This is a genomic window from Massilia sp. MS-15 (assembly GCF_020176695.1).
GTDB classification, from domain to species: domain Bacteria; phylum Pseudomonadota; class Gammaproteobacteria; order Burkholderiales; family Burkholderiaceae_D; genus Telluria; species Telluria hydrophila.
Map to the genome: position 1 here is coordinate 1 of NZ_JAIWIA010000031.1, position 14798 is coordinate 14798.

13 protein-coding genes are annotated in these 14798 nt (G+C 69.4%); 11 read left to right on the forward strand and 2 right to left on the reverse strand.

All coding sequences use genetic code 11. The features are described from left to right. The 5 genes from LCI23_RS13140 to LCI23_RS13160 form a co-directional block, all read left to right on the forward strand. The coding region (locus LCI23_RS13140; protein ID WP_224946902.1) for a PLP-dependent aminotransferase family protein at window positions 1-1177 on the forward strand (1177 nt) is incomplete at its 5' end. 4 nt (window positions 1178-1181) lie between these two features. Further along, window positions 1182-1748: a DNA-3-methyladenine glycosylase I gene (locus LCI23_RS13145; protein ID WP_224946903.1), complete on the forward strand. Its 567-nt coding sequence runs from the start codon at window positions 1182-1184 to the stop codon at window positions 1746-1748. A gap of 2 nt (window positions 1749-1750) precedes the next feature. Next, window positions 1751-3430, forward strand: a complete 1680-nt coding sequence (gene mnmC / locus LCI23_RS13150) for an FAD-dependent 5-carboxymethylaminomethyl-2-thiouridine(34) oxidoreductase MnmC (protein WP_224946904.1) — start codon at window positions 1751-1753, stop codon at window positions 3428-3430. An 89-nt stretch (window positions 3431-3519) separates the two neighbouring features. Beyond that, complete coding sequence (locus LCI23_RS13155) at window positions 3520-4218, forward strand: sensor histidine kinase KdpD (protein WP_224946905.1); 699 nt, start codon at window positions 3520-3522, stop codon at window positions 4216-4218. Next, the gene (locus LCI23_RS13160) at window positions 4215-5909 is read left to right on the forward strand and encodes a tetratricopeptide repeat-containing response regulator (RefSeq protein WP_224946906.1); all 1695 of its coding nucleotides are present in this window, start codon (window positions 4215-4217) and stop codon (window positions 5907-5909) included. Before LCI23_RS13155 ends, LCI23_RS13160 begins: the two co-directional genes overlap by 4 nt. A gap of 15 nt (window positions 5910-5924) precedes the next feature. Here LCI23_RS13160 and LCI23_RS13165 read toward each other — a convergent pair whose 3' ends face one another. After that, on the reverse strand, window positions 5925-6677 hold the full coding sequence (locus LCI23_RS13165; protein ID WP_224946907.1) for a PhaM family polyhydroxyalkanoate granule multifunctional regulatory protein: 753 nt from the start codon (window positions 6675-6677) through the stop codon (window positions 5925-5927). Between the two features lie 125 nt (window positions 6678-6802). On the opposite strand from LCI23_RS13165, the gene LCI23_RS13170 reads away from it, so the two are divergent. From LCI23_RS13170 to LCI23_RS13190, 5 genes are all read left to right on the forward strand, one after another. Further along, window positions 6803-7912, forward strand: a complete 1110-nt coding sequence (locus LCI23_RS13170) for a DUF3108 domain-containing protein (RefSeq protein ID WP_224946908.1) — start codon at window positions 6803-6805, stop codon at window positions 7910-7912. Between the two features lie 3 nt (window positions 7913-7915). Then, on the forward strand, window positions 7916-8695 hold the full coding sequence (locus LCI23_RS13175) for a DUF3108 domain-containing protein (protein ID WP_224946909.1): 780 nt from the start codon (window positions 7916-7918) through the stop codon (window positions 8693-8695). Between the two features lie 168 nt (window positions 8696-8863). Further along, window positions 8864-10234, forward strand: coding sequence for a hypothetical protein (locus LCI23_RS13180; protein WP_224946910.1), 1371 nt, complete (start codon window positions 8864-8866; stop codon window positions 10232-10234). Then, window positions 10227-10952: a hypothetical protein gene (locus LCI23_RS13185; protein WP_224946911.1), complete on the forward strand. Its 726-nt coding sequence runs from the start codon at window positions 10227-10229 to the stop codon at window positions 10950-10952. The genes LCI23_RS13180 and LCI23_RS13185 overlap by 8 nt, the downstream gene beginning before the upstream one ends. Window positions 10953-10960: 8 nt before the next feature. Then, the gene (locus tag LCI23_RS13190) at window positions 10961-13783 is read left to right on the forward strand and encodes an ATP-binding protein (protein WP_224946912.1); all 2823 of its coding nucleotides are present in this window, start codon (window positions 10961-10963) and stop codon (window positions 13781-13783) included. Window positions 13784-13967: 184 nt separating this feature from the next. On the opposite strand, the gene LCI23_RS13195 is transcribed toward LCI23_RS13190, so the two are convergent. Then, entirely contained in the window at window positions 13968-14486 is a 519-nt protein-coding gene (locus LCI23_RS13195) for a hypothetical protein (RefSeq protein ID WP_224946913.1), read from the reverse strand. A 101-nt stretch (window positions 14487-14587) separates the two neighbouring features. On the opposite strand from LCI23_RS13195, the gene LCI23_RS13200 reads away from it, so the two are divergent. Continuing rightward, complete coding sequence (locus LCI23_RS13200) at window positions 14588-14779, forward strand: hypothetical protein (protein WP_224946914.1); 192 nt, start codon at window positions 14588-14590, stop codon at window positions 14777-14779. The last annotated feature ends 19 nt before the right edge of the window (window positions 14780-14798 follow it).

The following is a 14798-nucleotide window of genomic DNA, read 5'->3' on the forward strand; positions in this document are numbered from 1 at the left end:
CGGCCTGGCGCTGGCCTCCGGCATGGCGCGTGTGCGCCACCACCAGGAGCCGCTGCGCGCCTTCCGCCCCAGCATGCCGGGCCTCGACCTGTTTCCCTTCGAGGTCTGGCGCAAGCTGGAAGCGCGCCACTGGCGGCGCCGCGCGCTGCCGCTCGGTTACGGCGGCGCGGCCGGCCATGCGCCGCTGCGCGAACTGTTGTGCGCCTACCTGAACGCGGCGCGCGGAGTGCGCTGCACGCCGGAACAGATCGTCATCACCAGCGGCTCGCAGCAGGCGCTGTACTTGCTGGCGCAGCTGCTGCTGGCGCCGGGCGAGGGCGTGTGGCTGGAGTCGCCCGGCTACCAGGGCGCCGCCGCGCCCTTCGAGGTGGCCGGAGCGCGCGTATGCCCGGTGCCGGTCGACGCCGAGGGCATGGACGTGGCCTACGCCGAGGCGCATTACCCGGACGCCGCCCTGGCCTTCGCCACGCCCTCGCACCAGTTGCCGCTGGGGGTGACCATGAGCCTGGCGCGCCGCCTGGCGCTGCTGCGCTGGGCCGAGGCGCGGCGCGCCTGGATCATCGAGGACGACTACGACAGCGAATACCGGTACACCGGACCGCCGCTGGCCTCGCTGCAGGGCCTGGACCGCAGCGGCTGCGTGATCTATGTCGGCACCCTGTCCAAGGTGCTGTTCCCCGGCCTGCGCCTGGGCTACGTGGTGGCGCCGCCGGCGCTGGCCGAAGCACTGGCCCAGGCCAAGGCGGTGGTCGACCGCCACAGCGCGATCGTGCCGCAGGCGGTGCTGGCCGACTTCATCCAGCAGGGCCATTTTGCGCGCCACATCCGGCGCACCCGCGAGGCCTATGGCGCGCGCCGCGCCGCACTGCTGGAAGCGCTCGACGGCCGGCTGGGCGGCATGCTGCGCTGCGGTCCGTCCGACGCCGGGCTGGACGTGTGCGTGCACCTGGCCGGCGGCATGGACGAAGCGGCCGCCGTGGCGCGCGCCACCGCGGCCGGCATCGACCTGCGTCCGCTCGCGTACTACGCGCACCCGGCGGCCGGCCCGGCATGCGCCACCGGGCCCGGGCTGCTGCTCGGCTTCTCGGCCTTTACCCCGGCGCAGATCGACGAAGGCGTAGCGCGCCTGGCGCAGGCGCTGCTATCGAGGGATGGAGGGCGCCAGGATTTATACTAGGCGGATGAACCCACCTGTCCGCTGCTCCTGGGCCAATCCGGCCAACCCGCGCTATCTCGCCTATCACGACCACGAATGGGGCGTGCCCTGCCACGACGAGACCACGCTGTTCGAGATGCTCAACCTGGAAGGCGCCCAGGCCGGCCTGTCGTGGGAGACCATCCTGAACAAGCGCGACAGCTACCGCGCCGCCTTCGATGGCTGGGATGCGGAAAAGATCGCGCGCTACGACGCGGACAAGGTCGCGCAGCTGCTGGCCAATCCGGGCATCGTGCGCAACCGCCTGAAGGTGGCGGCCGCGATCGGCAACGCCCGGGCCTACCTCGCCATGCGCGCGCAGGGTCTGACGCTGGATGCCTACCTGTGGGGCTGGGTCGACGGCAAGCCGCTGGTAAACAGCTGGGCGGACGGCGCGCGCCCGGCCCGCACCGAACTGTCCGACCGCATCTCGAAAGACCTGGGCAAGCGCGGTTTCAAGTTCGTCGGCTCGACCATCGTGTACGCCTACCTGCAGGGCATCGGCGTGGTGGACGACCACGACCGCGCGTGCTTCCGCCACGCCGGGGCTTGACGATGGACCTGCGTGCGCACTGGCGCGGCCGCGAGCGCTATACGGTGTTCGACGCGGCCTACGGCGACGGCGCCCGTGTGCGCGCGCTGCAGGAGGCATGGCGCGCCGATCCGGCGCGGCCGGCGCGGCTGCACATCGTGGCCTGCGTGCCGGTTCGGGCGGACCTGCTGCCGGGCTTTCACCGCATCCCGCAGGACGATCCGCGCCTGAGCCTGACGCTGCTGGCGGCGCCGCTCGATACCGCCCTGGCGCAACTGGGCGCGCAGCCGGATGCGTTCCTGCTGGAGGCGCCGGCCGGTACCGGCTTCGCGCGGCCGCTGGCGCGCATCGCCGCCCGCGAAGCGCGCCTGTTCGCGACGCGCCTTGATGACGAACAGCGCGCCGCGCTGGCGGCCCAGGGCTTCGTGTTCGACGGCAGCGGCGCGCAGGCCGTGTTCATGAGCCGCAAGCCGCGCCTGCCGCTGGCGCCGCTGGCGGAGCGGCGCGCCATCGTGCTGGGCGCCGGCCTGGCCGGCGCGGCCGCCTGCGCCAGCCTGTGCGCGCGTGGCTGGCAAGTCACGCTGGTCGAGCGCCATCCGGCCCCGGCGATGGAAGCTTCCGGCAACCTGGCCGGCATCTTCATGCCGCTGCTTTCGCGCGACGACAATCTACCGACCCGCCTGACGCGCGCCGCCTACCTGTATGCGCTGCGCGCGTGGGCGCAGCTGGGCGGCATCGGCGCCGCCATCGAGGGCCAGGCCTGCGGCGTGCTGCAGCTGGCGCGCGACCCGCAGCACGCGGCCGTCTCGCGCGCCATCGCGGCCACCGGGCAGTATCCGCCCGGCTTCGCGCGCTGGCTGGAAGCGCCGCAGGCCGAGGGCCTGCTCGGCGTACCGGCGCCTGATGGCGGCTGGCTGTTCCCGCAGGGCGGCTGGGCCCGTCCCGGCAGCGTATGCGCGGCGATGCTGGCCGCCTGCGGCGATCGCCTCGAACGCCGCTTCGGCGCCGGCAGCGTCGTCCTGCAACGCGCAGGCGACGCCTGGCTGGCATGCGGCGCGGACGGCGCCGTACTGGCCGAGGCGCCGACCGTGGTGCTGGCCAACGGCGCCGGCGCGCGCAGCCTGGCGCAATCGCGCGCACTGCCGCTGGCCGCGCTGCGCGGACAGGTTACCCACCTGGCTTCGGACAGCGTGCCGGCCCTGCCGCTGGTGCTGTGCCGCGAAGCCTACCTCGCCCCGGCAGCGAACGGCATTGTCTGCGCCGGCGCCACCTATGACCTCGATGCCGACCCGCAGCTGCGCGCGTCGAGCCAGGCCGAGAACATCGAGCGCCTGCGCGGCCTGCTGTCCGACCCGCGGGCCGGCGCCGATGCGCCGCTGGCGGGACGCGTCGGCTTTCGCTGCGTGGCCCCGGACCGTCTGCCGCTGGTGGGCCGCCTGCCGGACTTCGAGGCCGCCGGCGGCACCGAGCGCCTGCGCGACGTGCCGCGCCATCCCGGCCTGCACGCCTTGCTCGGCTATGCTTCGCGCGGCCTGATCTGGGCGCCGCTGGCGGCCGAACTGCTGGCGGCCCAGCTCGAAGGCGAACCGCTGCCGCTGGAAACGGCGCTGGCCGATGCGCTCGATCCGGCGCGCTTCGTGCTACGCGCACGACGCGGCCAGCGCGGGCAGGAGACGGGTCCGGTCCATGATAAGTTGCTTTGAAACAATTATTACCTGGCGTCATGAATTGCCGCCCAGAGGTCGTTATAATTGATTCAGAGTAACTAATTGGCCGCTGGCTGGCTACGCCGATGGAAGATCCGCACTCGCCCCTGTCCATGTTCCTCGCGTCGACGGCGCACGACATGAAGAATTCGATCAGCGTCCTGTCCGGGACGCTCGAGCGCCTGCTCGACGAGAAGCCGTCCGCGGCAGGCGACGCCTATCCGCAGATGGCGCAGATGCTGTACCAGACGCGGCGCCTGAATGACAAGCTGATGCAGCTGCTCGCCCTGTACAAGCAGGTCGGCACGGCCGCCTATCCTTTCGACCTGCAGCCGGTGGAGGTCGGGCAGCTGGGCGAGCAGGTGCTGGCCCTGGGGCGCGTGCTGCTGGCCTCGCGCGGCATCCGGATCGCGCTCGACATCGAGCCCGAGCTGGTCTGGCACCTCGACGAAGACCTGGTGATCGGGGTGCTCTCGCATGCCGTCAACAATGCCGTGCACTACACGCGCGACCGCATCCTGCTGGCGGCGTGCGTGCGCGACGGCTGGCTCGAGCTGCGGGTCGAGGACAACGGCGCCGGCTACCCGGGCGCGCTGCTGGCCGCGCACGACGCGGGGATGGACGGCCTGGGCGGCCTCGATTTTTCCACCAACAGCGCCGGCCTGGGCCTGCATTTCTCGCGCGAGGTAGCGCGCATGCACCGCCACCGCGGGCGCAGCGGCGCGGTGCGCCTGGAGAACGGCGGCCGCCTCGGCGGCGGCTGCTTCATCCTGGCGCTGCCATGAGCGCGACGGCGCCCGGCGCGGACGGCGCCAGCCAGGACGGGGTCGACTGGGCATCCCGGACCTACCTGGTGGTCGACGATTTCATCGGCGTGCGCCAGCTGCTGCGCGAAGCCCTGCGCAGCCTGGGCGCGCGCCACATCGACCAGGCGGCCAGTGGCGGCGAAGCCATGGGCCTGCTGGTGCGCACCCGCTACGACGTCGTCCTGTGCGACTTCATCCTGGGTGAAGGCAAGAACGGCCAGCAGGTGCTGGAAGAGGCGCGCATGCGCAACCTGCTGCTGCCCTCGAGCGTGTTCCTGATGGTGTCGGCCGAAAAGAGCGTGGAATCGGTGATGGGCGCGGCCGAGCACCAGCCTGACGCCTACCTGGTCAAGCCGATCACCGAAGGCGTGCTGCTCACCCGCCTGAACCGGGTATGGCATAAAAAGCAGGTGTTCAGCCCGATCGACCGCGCCTATGCCGAAAAGGACTACCTGCGCGCGGCGCGCCTGTGCGACGAGGGGGCGGCGGCCAACAAGGTGCACGAGATCGATCTGCTGCGCATGAAGGCGCGCCTGATGGAGCGCAGCGGCGAGCCGGCACGCGCGAGGGAGACCTACGAGCGGGTGCTGGCGCAGCGCGAATACCAGTGGGCGCGCGCGGGCCTGGCCCGGATCCGCCTGGCCGATGGCGACTTCGAGGGCGCGCGCCAGATGCTGCAGTCGGTGATCGCCGAGAACCGCTACTACATCGACGCCTACGACCAGCTGGCCCTGGCCCTGCAGAACATGGGCCGCCACGAGGAGGCCTTCCAGGTGCTGGAGCGCGCCGCCAAGCTGTCGCCGAACTCGGTGCCGCGCCAGCGCAGCCTGGGCCAGGCCTGCCTCAGGCTGGGCAACGTCGCCATGGCCGAACGGGCCTTCCGCAAGTGCATCGCGATCGGCGAGTATTCGATCCGCAAGACGCCCGACGCCTACCTCGGCCTGGCGCGCGTGTGCGGCTTGAAGAACGACCCGAAGGAAGCGCTGCTGCTGCTGCAGGCGGCCCAGCGCGAGTTCGGCGCCGAGCATCCCGACATCGGCCTGCGCGCCAAGATCACCGAAGGCCTGGTCTACCACGAGAGCGGCGACTACCGCCGCGCGCGCAAGGCCGGCGACGAGCTGGAAGCGCTGTTGCAGGCGACTCCGGAGCGGCCCGACGTGCCGACCTGCATCCAGATGGCGACCCTGCTGTTCGCGGTGGGTGTCAAGGAAGCGCCGGTGGACCTGCTGTGCTACGTGATTCGGAATAACCACGACAACACGCTGCTGCTGGACGAGGTGCAGGCGGTGTTCGACAAGGCGCGCATGGGAGAAGAGGGGATGGCGCTGATCCGCGGCGCGCGCAAGGAAGCGGTCGACCTGATGAACCAGGGCGTGCTGCTGTGGAAGACCGGCAAGCTGGGCGAAGCGACCGAGTGGATGCGCCATGCGCGCGCGGCGCTGCCGAACAATGTGCGCATCCTGTTCAACTCGGCGCAGATCCTGGTCTCGGTCATGCAGCAGCGCGGCTACGAGGCGCAGCTCTACGACGAGGCCCAGCAGGTACTGGCGCGGGTCGACCGGCTGCAGCCGGGGCAGCAGCGCTTCGCGCGCCTGATGGAACAGCTGATGCAGCTGGTGCCGAAGGACGACGCTGCCGTGGAGGCCAGCGCTGCCGCTACGGCCGGCTGACGCGCGGCGGCTCCCTCAGCCCTTGTCGGCCTTGCCGCGCGGATTGCGTCCCACCCGCCTGGATCCGACCGCGTCCACCGGCGCCGCTGGCGGCGCGCCTCCCGAGACATCCAGCGGCGAGCCTCCGGCGGGGCTGGCGCCGCCCGGCTGCGCTGCGCCGCCGCCCGGTACGGCAGCGGGCGTGTCCGCCGCGGCCGTTGACGCAGGCATGGCACCGGCGACAGCCTGGCGGAACTGGTCTTGCAGCAGGTTCCACCAAGCCACTGCAGCCGGCATCGCCGCACTGGCGCTGGCCGGGCCGGCCGGATCCTGACTGGCGGGTGCGTCGGTGGCAGCGGAGGCGGGGGTGGCAGGGCGCTCGGCGTGCTGCGGCGCCGGGGCCTGCGGCGCGGCACTGTCTGGTACAGGCGCAGGCGTCGCTTTACCCGGCTGCGCGAAGAACTGCGCGAACGGCGCCGCCATGGCGGGATCGCTGCCGGCCCGCTGCATCGCCTGCGCCATGCTGTCGCTCATCGCCTTGAGGGTGGCCAGGGTGCCGCGCTGGACCTCGAGCGCCTGGATCGTCCCGCGCAGCATGCCGAGATTCAGGTTGAGCCAGGATTCGACGGCCTTGAGGTCGGCGATCTTCTTGTCCAGCTCGTCGACAGACAGGGTGGGACTGTGCATGCCCGGCATCCCGGTGCCCGGGATGTTCATGCTGCCCCAGAGCTTCTTCACGAATTCGAGCGTATCGGTCATGCCGGCGGACTGCGGGGAAGGCGTGGACATCGGTGTTCTCCGTTGGTGGACGCCTAAGCGTAGCAGATAACTAACATGCCACAAAGCGCCTGCGCCAGCGCAGGGCAGGTAGCCCGGTCGCTGCAGGGGCGCGGCGCTCAGGCTACACTAGGGGCATGAGTCCCGCTTTCCTCCCCCAGCGGCGCCGCGCACTGGTGCTGGGCACGCTGATCGTGCTGCTGCACTGGCTGGTGTTGAGCCTGCTCACCGCGGGCACGCGCGGCATCGCACTGCCGGGGCGCGAGGGAGAACCGCTGCTGAGCGTGGCGCAGCTGCTGTCCACGCCGCCGTCGCCCGTGCCGGAACCGGTGCCGCCGCCCGCGCCGCCCATGGTGCAGCCGCCGCTGCCCACGCTGCCGGCACTGCCGCAGATCGCGGTGGTCGAGGACGCGGTGGGCGAGCCCCTGCCGCCGGGGCCGCCCGCGCAACCGGTCGCGCCGCCCGACGCGCCTGTGCCCCCTGCGCCCGCCAGTGCGCCGCCCGCCACCGCGGCGGCGGCTGCGCCGGAATCCGAACCCGGTCCGCCCCCGATCGTGCACACCATCCGCCGCTACACGGTGGACGTGCCGCCGCCTGCCGAGCTCACCTACGACGTCGCCCGCGTCGATGCCGACGGCACCACCTGGAGCGGCCAGGCCCTGCTGTCCTTCCAGCGCGATGCCCAGTCCTACCGGATGCGCTTCGAGGCCGGCATCAAGATCGTGTTCGCGCGCGTCAACCTGGTGGCGCTCACCAGCGAAGGCCACCTCGGCAACACCGGCCTGGCGCCGGTGAAGATGACGGAAAAGCGGCGCGGTCGCGCCCTGACCGCCACCCATTTCGACTGGCCCGGCAACAAGGTCAGCTTCTCCGCCTCGGAGAACCAGTATGCGCTGCTGCCGGGGGCGCAGGACAAGGCGACGGTGCCGCTGCAGCTGGCAGCGATCGCGCGTGGCGACCGCGCCCAGCTGTCCGGCGACATCGACATGTTCGTCGGCGAAGATCGCTGGGGCAGCGTGTACACTTTCAACGTGGTGGGCCCGGAAGAGATCGACACCCCCATGGGCCGCCTGCAGACCGTGCGCGTGGCGCGCCCGCCCAAGCAGGGCTCGTACAAGTCGCGGCTCGACATCTGGCTGGCGCCCGCGCATGGCTGGCTGCCGGTGCAGATCCGCAGCAGCGAAGCCAACGGCGCCGTCACCACCCAAACGGCGAAGCACATCGCCATGACCCAACCAGGACTGTGATCCATGCAAGCCATCGACTTATCCAGGGCCGCTGTCGGCCTGCTGCTGTCCCTGCCGCTGTTCCTGCCGCCTTCGCTGCTGGCCGCGCCGCCGGCGGCGGCGCAGGAGGCGCCGGCCGCCGTCAAGCGTCCCTTCCAGCTGCCGCCCTCGGCCGACCTGCGCTATGAACTGAGCGCCCGCCAGCGCGGCTTCGGACTGAAGGGCGAAGCCGTCATCGTATGGCGCGCGGGAGAGAGGGAATACAGCGTCAGCGCCACGTCGAAGCTGCCGCTGCTGGGCACCATTACCGAAGACCGCAGCAGCGGCGCGGTCGATGCCCATGGCCTGGCGCCGGCCGAGTTCCACGAGAAGCGCATGCGCAAGGACCCGACCACCACCACCTTCGACCGCGAGGCCAGGCTGCTGCGCTTCAGCGAAAGCCGGGAGACCTATCCGCTCAAGGGCGGGGAGCAGGACCGGGTCTCGGTCACCTGGCAACTGGCCGCCGTCGCGCGCGGCGCCGGCGCCGCATTCCGGACCGGCTCGGAATGGCCGTTCTTCGTTGCCGGCCGGCGCGATGCCGAGACCTGGGTGTTCAAGGTCGTCAGGCGCGAAAAAATCCACACCGGCCTGGGCGAGGTCGAGACCGTGCTGCTGGCGCGCCAGCCGCTGCCGGACAAGCAGGACCAGTCGCTCGAGATCTGGCTGGCGCCGCGGCACGACTGGTATCCGGTGCGGCTGCGCTATGCCGATGGCGACAAGGAACAGGTTGAACAGACCCTGGCGACTGTTTCAAAAAAGTAAACAATCCGCCCATTCCAGACAATATTGTCTTGAAACAAAGATACGATGTCAGTGTGTCTTTCACGCAATGAAGGGCAGGGCGAGGGTGCTGATTGCCTAGCCTAAACTGTTATACTGGCGCCCCCGCGGATGGCTGAGCCTATCCGCGCCAGAGAACGGTATCCTGACATGATCGACCACCTTGGCGGCGCGGCGCTCGCCGCAGATTCCCTTTCGCACCAGCCGGAAGACGACCCGCTGCAGGCGCATTTCCAGAGCGGCGTCGCGCCCGACGAGATCGAGCAGGTGTATCACCTGAAACGGGCGCAGCCGATGCTGTCGGCGTTTACCGCCCTGTTCCACGGCACGCAGGACGGGGTGCTGGTGCGCCTGCTGGTGCTGCGCGAGCTGGCCAGCGATACCGCCACCTCTAGCTTTTCGCGCGCCGACATCAACAACAAGCTGGCCTATCTCGCCGCCGACAGCCTGGAAACGGTGCTGAACCGCCTGCGCGGCCACGGCCTGCTGGCCTGGGACGGTCCCGCCGCCGTGTACCGCATCACGCCGCTGGCGCGCAATGTGCTGTCCGCGCTCGACACCCTGATCGCCCTGGCCCAGCCGCAGGAAGACGATGCCGAGATGGGCTTCCTGCTGTCGCAGGTGGCCGGCGCCCAGGCCGTGGGCGGCGTCACCGTCGAGCAGCTGCGCCACCTGCTGGGGCGCCTGGTGGAACTGACCGAGGAATTCCGCGACGCGATCGCTTCCGGTTCCGAGTTCCGCCTGCGCACCTCGCAGGCGAAGTGGCACATGGCCTGCGACTGGGTCGAGAAGGGTTCGGTGATCCTGCGCGCCATCACGCAGGACCCGGCCGCCGACGCGGCCACGCACAAGGCGGCGCAGGCCATCGGCCGCGCCCAGAGCGCGCTGCTGAACATGCAGGGCATGTTCTCGCGCGCCCTGAACCAGATCGAGCGCCAGCGCGTGCACCTGGGCCAGTCCGGCCTGTCCACCACCGACGTCAAGCGCTGGCTGCTGGCCCACGACGACCTGGCCAGCCTGGCCGAAGACGCGATCGACCGCCCGGTGGTGCCGCTGTTCGGCACCCCGGCCGAGATGATCGACGTGGCCGAGACCGAGCTGCTGCTCGAGCGCGTGACCTCCACCGGCCCCAAGGGCCTGCCGAGCGGCCAGGATGCGCCGTTGACGGTGAACGACAATCCGGCCATGCAGGCCGAGCTGAACGACTGGATCAACAAGCTGGCCGACTTCGCCAACCTCGGCAACTTCCCCGAATTCTCGGACAGTGGCCCGAAGAAGGTGGCCCTGCACGAGTCGCTGCTGCCGGCCAGCTTCGCGGTGGCGTCCTACCGCGCTTCGCTGCTGCCGCTGCTAGGCGACGCCGCCGAGGCCAGCCTGCAGGGCGCGACCGCCGAGCTGGCGCGCCTTCCCGTGAAGTTCGAACCGACGGACGAGATGATCCAGCTCGACGACCCGGAAGTGGCGGCGATGTCGATCGCCACCCTCTCACTGAATCCTGAAAGCGCTACCCCCGATGAATGACGACGCACAAATCCTGATCGCGCGCCTGCTGACGCACCAGACCCTGCGCCGCGACGACAAGATGGTCAAGCGCGCGCTGTCGGACGAAGCCTTCCGCATCGAAGTCGACAAGCGCCTGCTCGAATGCGGCCTGAAACTGCTGGACAACGTCTATGCCGACCACGTCACGATCGCCCTGCACCGCAATGTCGAGCCGAAGATCTTCGGCGCCAAGGACATCTGGCAGAACAACAACTTCGGCCTGACCCGCGACGGCGTGGCCCTGCTGGTGGTGCTGTGGGCCCAGATCATCCTGCCCAAGCGCGAGCGCCAGGAAACCCACGTCACGGTGAGCGACGACCAGACCGACATGTTCGACAAGGACGCGCCGATCCCGCGCGCCGAGGACACCTCGATCGGCATTTCGTATACCGCGCTGCTGTCCGACTTCGGCGACAAGCTGGGCAAGAAGACGCGCATGGACATGAACCTGGGCGTGCTGTCCAAGCTCGGCTTCATCGAGCGCCGCGGCGACGTGATCCTGGAAGGCCCGCTGCTGGACCTGATGATGGACACCGACCTGCTGAAGGAGCGCATCATCAACGGCGCCCTGGCCGACGTGTTCAAGCGCGCGCCGCTGGCCGCCGCGCCGCGCCGCATCGTGACCGATAGCGATGCCGCCAACGACGCCGTGGTGGAAGCCACCGACGAAGAACCGACCCCACTGAGCCCGAACTGAGGTAGCCCATGTTCCACATCAAATCACTCGAACTGGTCCACTGGGATTACTGGCAGCGGATCAAGAACATCCCGCTGGACGCCAAGATCATCACGATCGCCGGCCAGAACGGCTCCGGCAAGACCACGCTGCTCGATGCGCTGCGCACCCTGTTCGGCCTGGACTGCTCGATGGGCCGCACCTACAAGCACTATGCGCGCCACTCGGGCCAGCAAAGCGCCTGGCTGCGCGCCGTGGTCGACAACAAGCCGGTCGGCCGCCAGCTGTCGAACCGGCCGTTCCGCCATTCCGGCTTCTTCGCCGACGACGAAGTCACCCTGTTCTGCCAGGTGCAGAAGAACGGCGGCGACTGGAAGCGCCAGTACCTGATGCGTCCGGGGAACGTCGAGATCGAGGAAGTCACCGAGGCCACCGACTGGCTGGGCGTGGAGAACTACAAGAAGCGCCTGGCCTCGGCCGGCCTGTCGCCGGCGATGTCGAAGGTGCTGGCGCTGGAGCAGGGCGAGACCGACAAACTGTGCGAATACGCGCCGCGCCAGCTGCTCGACCTGGTGTTCCAGGTCTTCGGCGACAAGGAAGTGCTGGACGCCTACGACGAAGCAAAGCGCCACCAGCGCGACACCGAGACCGAGCTGAAGCGCTTCGAGGCCGAGCTGGAAACCTCGCGCATCAACCTGGAAGGCCTGCGCCTGCGCGTGGCCAACTACCACCAGTGGGAAGACCTGCACCAGGAAAAGAAGGAGCTGCAGGAAGAGGTGCTGCCCGCGCTCGAATACATCGAGGCGCGCGAGAAGGCCGCCGCCATCAGCCGCGCGATGCGCGAAGCGCGCAAGCCCCTGCTGGCGGCCGACTCCATCCTGGCCGAGAAACGCCAGCAGCTGGCCGCCCAGCAGCGCGCCCTGACCGAAGCGCAGAAGCAGGAAACCGCGCTGGAACAGGAAGCCACCGAACTGGCCAGCCGCCTCACCCAGCTCAACCAGAAACTGAAGCCACTGGAAAGCCTGCTGGAACAGAAGGAGCGCCTGCAGAAGCTGTCGCTCGATGCCGGCGCCGACCTGGCCGAAGTGGCCAACCAGCTCAACGACAAGGAAGCGGAACTCGCCAGGCAGAAGGCGGCGCGCGAGAACATCGCGGTGAAAATCGCCGGCGAGATGGCCACCATCTCGGCCCTGCAGGGCAAGAGCGCGATGCCGGAGCCGGAAGCCCAGCGCCAGATGCGGCGCGCGCTGCGCGACGAGGGTATCGCCCACGCCATGCTGTCGGACATCGTCGAAGTGCTCGATCCGAAGTGGCAGGGCGCGGTCGAGGGCGTGCTGGGCGGCTACGCCTCGGTGGTGCTGCTCGAGAAAGCCAAGGATGCCCCGGCGGCCTACCGCCTGGCCGAGAAGGAGCGCTACCGCCACTTCATCGTGCCCGACTGCGTCGAGGCGCCGGTGGTGAAGGACAGCAGCCTGCTGTCGGTGGTGCGCTTCTCCAGCAAGGCGCCGGGCTGGCTGATCGACCAGCTGGAACGCATCGAGCGCGTCGACTCGGTCGATGCCGGCTTCAAGTCGAAGTCGGACGAATGGATCACGCCGGACGCCTACCACCGCGAACGCCGCGGCGGGCGCTCGTTATTTGTGGAGCCGTCGCGCTACCGCTTCGGTTCGGCCGGCAAGACCCAGCGCCTGGAAGCGATCCAGAAGTCGCTCCCGGCCCTGGAGGCGCAGGAAGACGCGCTGACGCTGGCCATCAGCAAGCTCGCCGCCGAAGTGGGCGCGCTGAAGGGCCGCATCGCCGGCGTGGACGCGGCCAAGGAACTGGCCGCGCGCCAGGCGGAGTTCGAGGAAGCCACGCGCGCGCTGGCGCCGCTCAGGACCGAGCGCCTGGAAGTGGGCGCGCGCCTGGGCGAGCTGTCGATGCTGACCAAGAACGCGACGGTGGCGCGCACCCGCGCCGACACCGTGTGGCAGAACGCGCGCATGGCCCTGTCTGAAGCGGAAGCCGGCATGCGCCTGAACAACCGCCGCACCATCGAGCAGCGCGCCGAGCATGCCAAGGCCCTGCTCGGCCTGCGCCGCGGCTGGCGCCAGGTGCCGGGCAACTGGAAGAACGCCATCTGGCGCGCCGCCCTGGCGGACAAGCACCAGAACGCGCACCAGGTCAACCTGCGCCTGTCGACGCTCGAGCATGCGCTGGCGCGCGACGACTGGGAGCAGGACGGCACCGTGATCGACCAGTACGCGCGCCTGAACGACCAGCTCAGTGGCCGTCAATCCGAAACCGAGGAACGGCGCTACCAGAACAACCGCGCGATCGAGGCCACCGCCAACGCGCGCGGGGCCTACATCGAGCGCTTGCGCTACACGATCAAGACCTATTCGAAGAACATCAAGGAGCTGGGCGAACTGGCCGGCATCGACGTGCAGGCCGACCCGGTGCGCCTGGAGAACGACGACGTCCAGCTGGCCCAGGCCGGCCTGCATGTGCGTTTCAAGTTCGACGGCAAGGACCAGATCGGGATGAACGACGGCGAGGCCTCCGGCGGCCAGCAGGTGATGAAATCGCTGGTGCTGCTCATTGGCCTGCTGAAGTCGGAAGAAGGCTCGGGCGGTTTCGTCTTCATCGACGAACCCTTCGCCCACCTGGACATCCGCAACATCCAGCTGGTTGGCGAGTTCCTGAAGAACACCGACGCCCAGTACCTGATGACGACGCCGCTGACGCACAACACCGACGTGTACGACCCGTCCGAGCTGACATTAATTACCAGCAAGAAGAAGAAGGACGTGCAGTGGGCGCAGCCGATCTTCGTGCTGCAGAGAAGGAAGGACGAGGCGAAGGCCGCGTAGGACAGAAAGGGAGCCAGCGGCTCCATGCCCGTCACTTAAGAGGTGCAGCCCATGCGACTGTTCATATCACAACGATCACCGCGTGGGGTGATCCGGTCCCGTGGACCGGATCACGAGCCGCCCACCCTACGATTGTCCTTAACTGACTGGCATTGGCCAGCGGCTCGCTTTCTGTTTTACGGCATCATTCGGCGTCGATCGCCTTGCGCAGCCTGCGCCGCCACTGCAGCAGCCCGGCCGAGTACCATTCGAAGTAGCCGGCCGTCAGCCCGACGCACAGCATGGTGAGCGTGTCGTCGGTCAGCTTCGGGGCCGGGATGCCCTTGCCCTGGTTCGCATAGACCTCGACCCCCAGGTACAGGATGCGCGCGACCAGGATCATGGCGAACAGGATGCCCAAGCGTGCCGGTGGCGTGAAGTAGTAGCCTTGCTGCGTGTCCTCGAAGCGGGTGCGCTTGAGCGCGTACACGCTCCAGCCAGTGCCGAGCGCCGCACCGGCAAGCAGCGCGGCCAGGTTGGTCGGGTTATCGAGCAGCTGCACCAGCGGCACCGCGATCATCGCGCCGAACACCAGGACGCCCGTGTAGTGGCGCGAGACGATCGAACGCTGGCGCGTCATGCGGGCCTGGATGCGCTTGTAGACCCGCCACACGAGCAGTGGCGTCAGGACGAGGAGGGCAAGGGTCGTGATCGAGATGTCCATGGTACGGTGAGAGTGGCCAGTCCGCCATTGTAACCGGGGCGTCGGCGCCGCGCCCATCATGGTAAGGTGGCTACTTCGCCGCTTCCAAGGAGACTTCCGCCATGAATCCTGTGTCGTCCGCTGAATTCCCCGTTTCTCCCATCCGCGCGCACCGCGCGCCCGATCCGGCACCGCCCGAGGACCCGGCACCCGAACCCTTCGACGCGCCCCATCCGCACCACCAGCCCGGCCACACCCATCTGCCCCAGGACGAAGACCCGGTGCCCGATCCCAAGCCGAGCATGTTCGCCTGAGCGGCCAGCGCACTGTCAA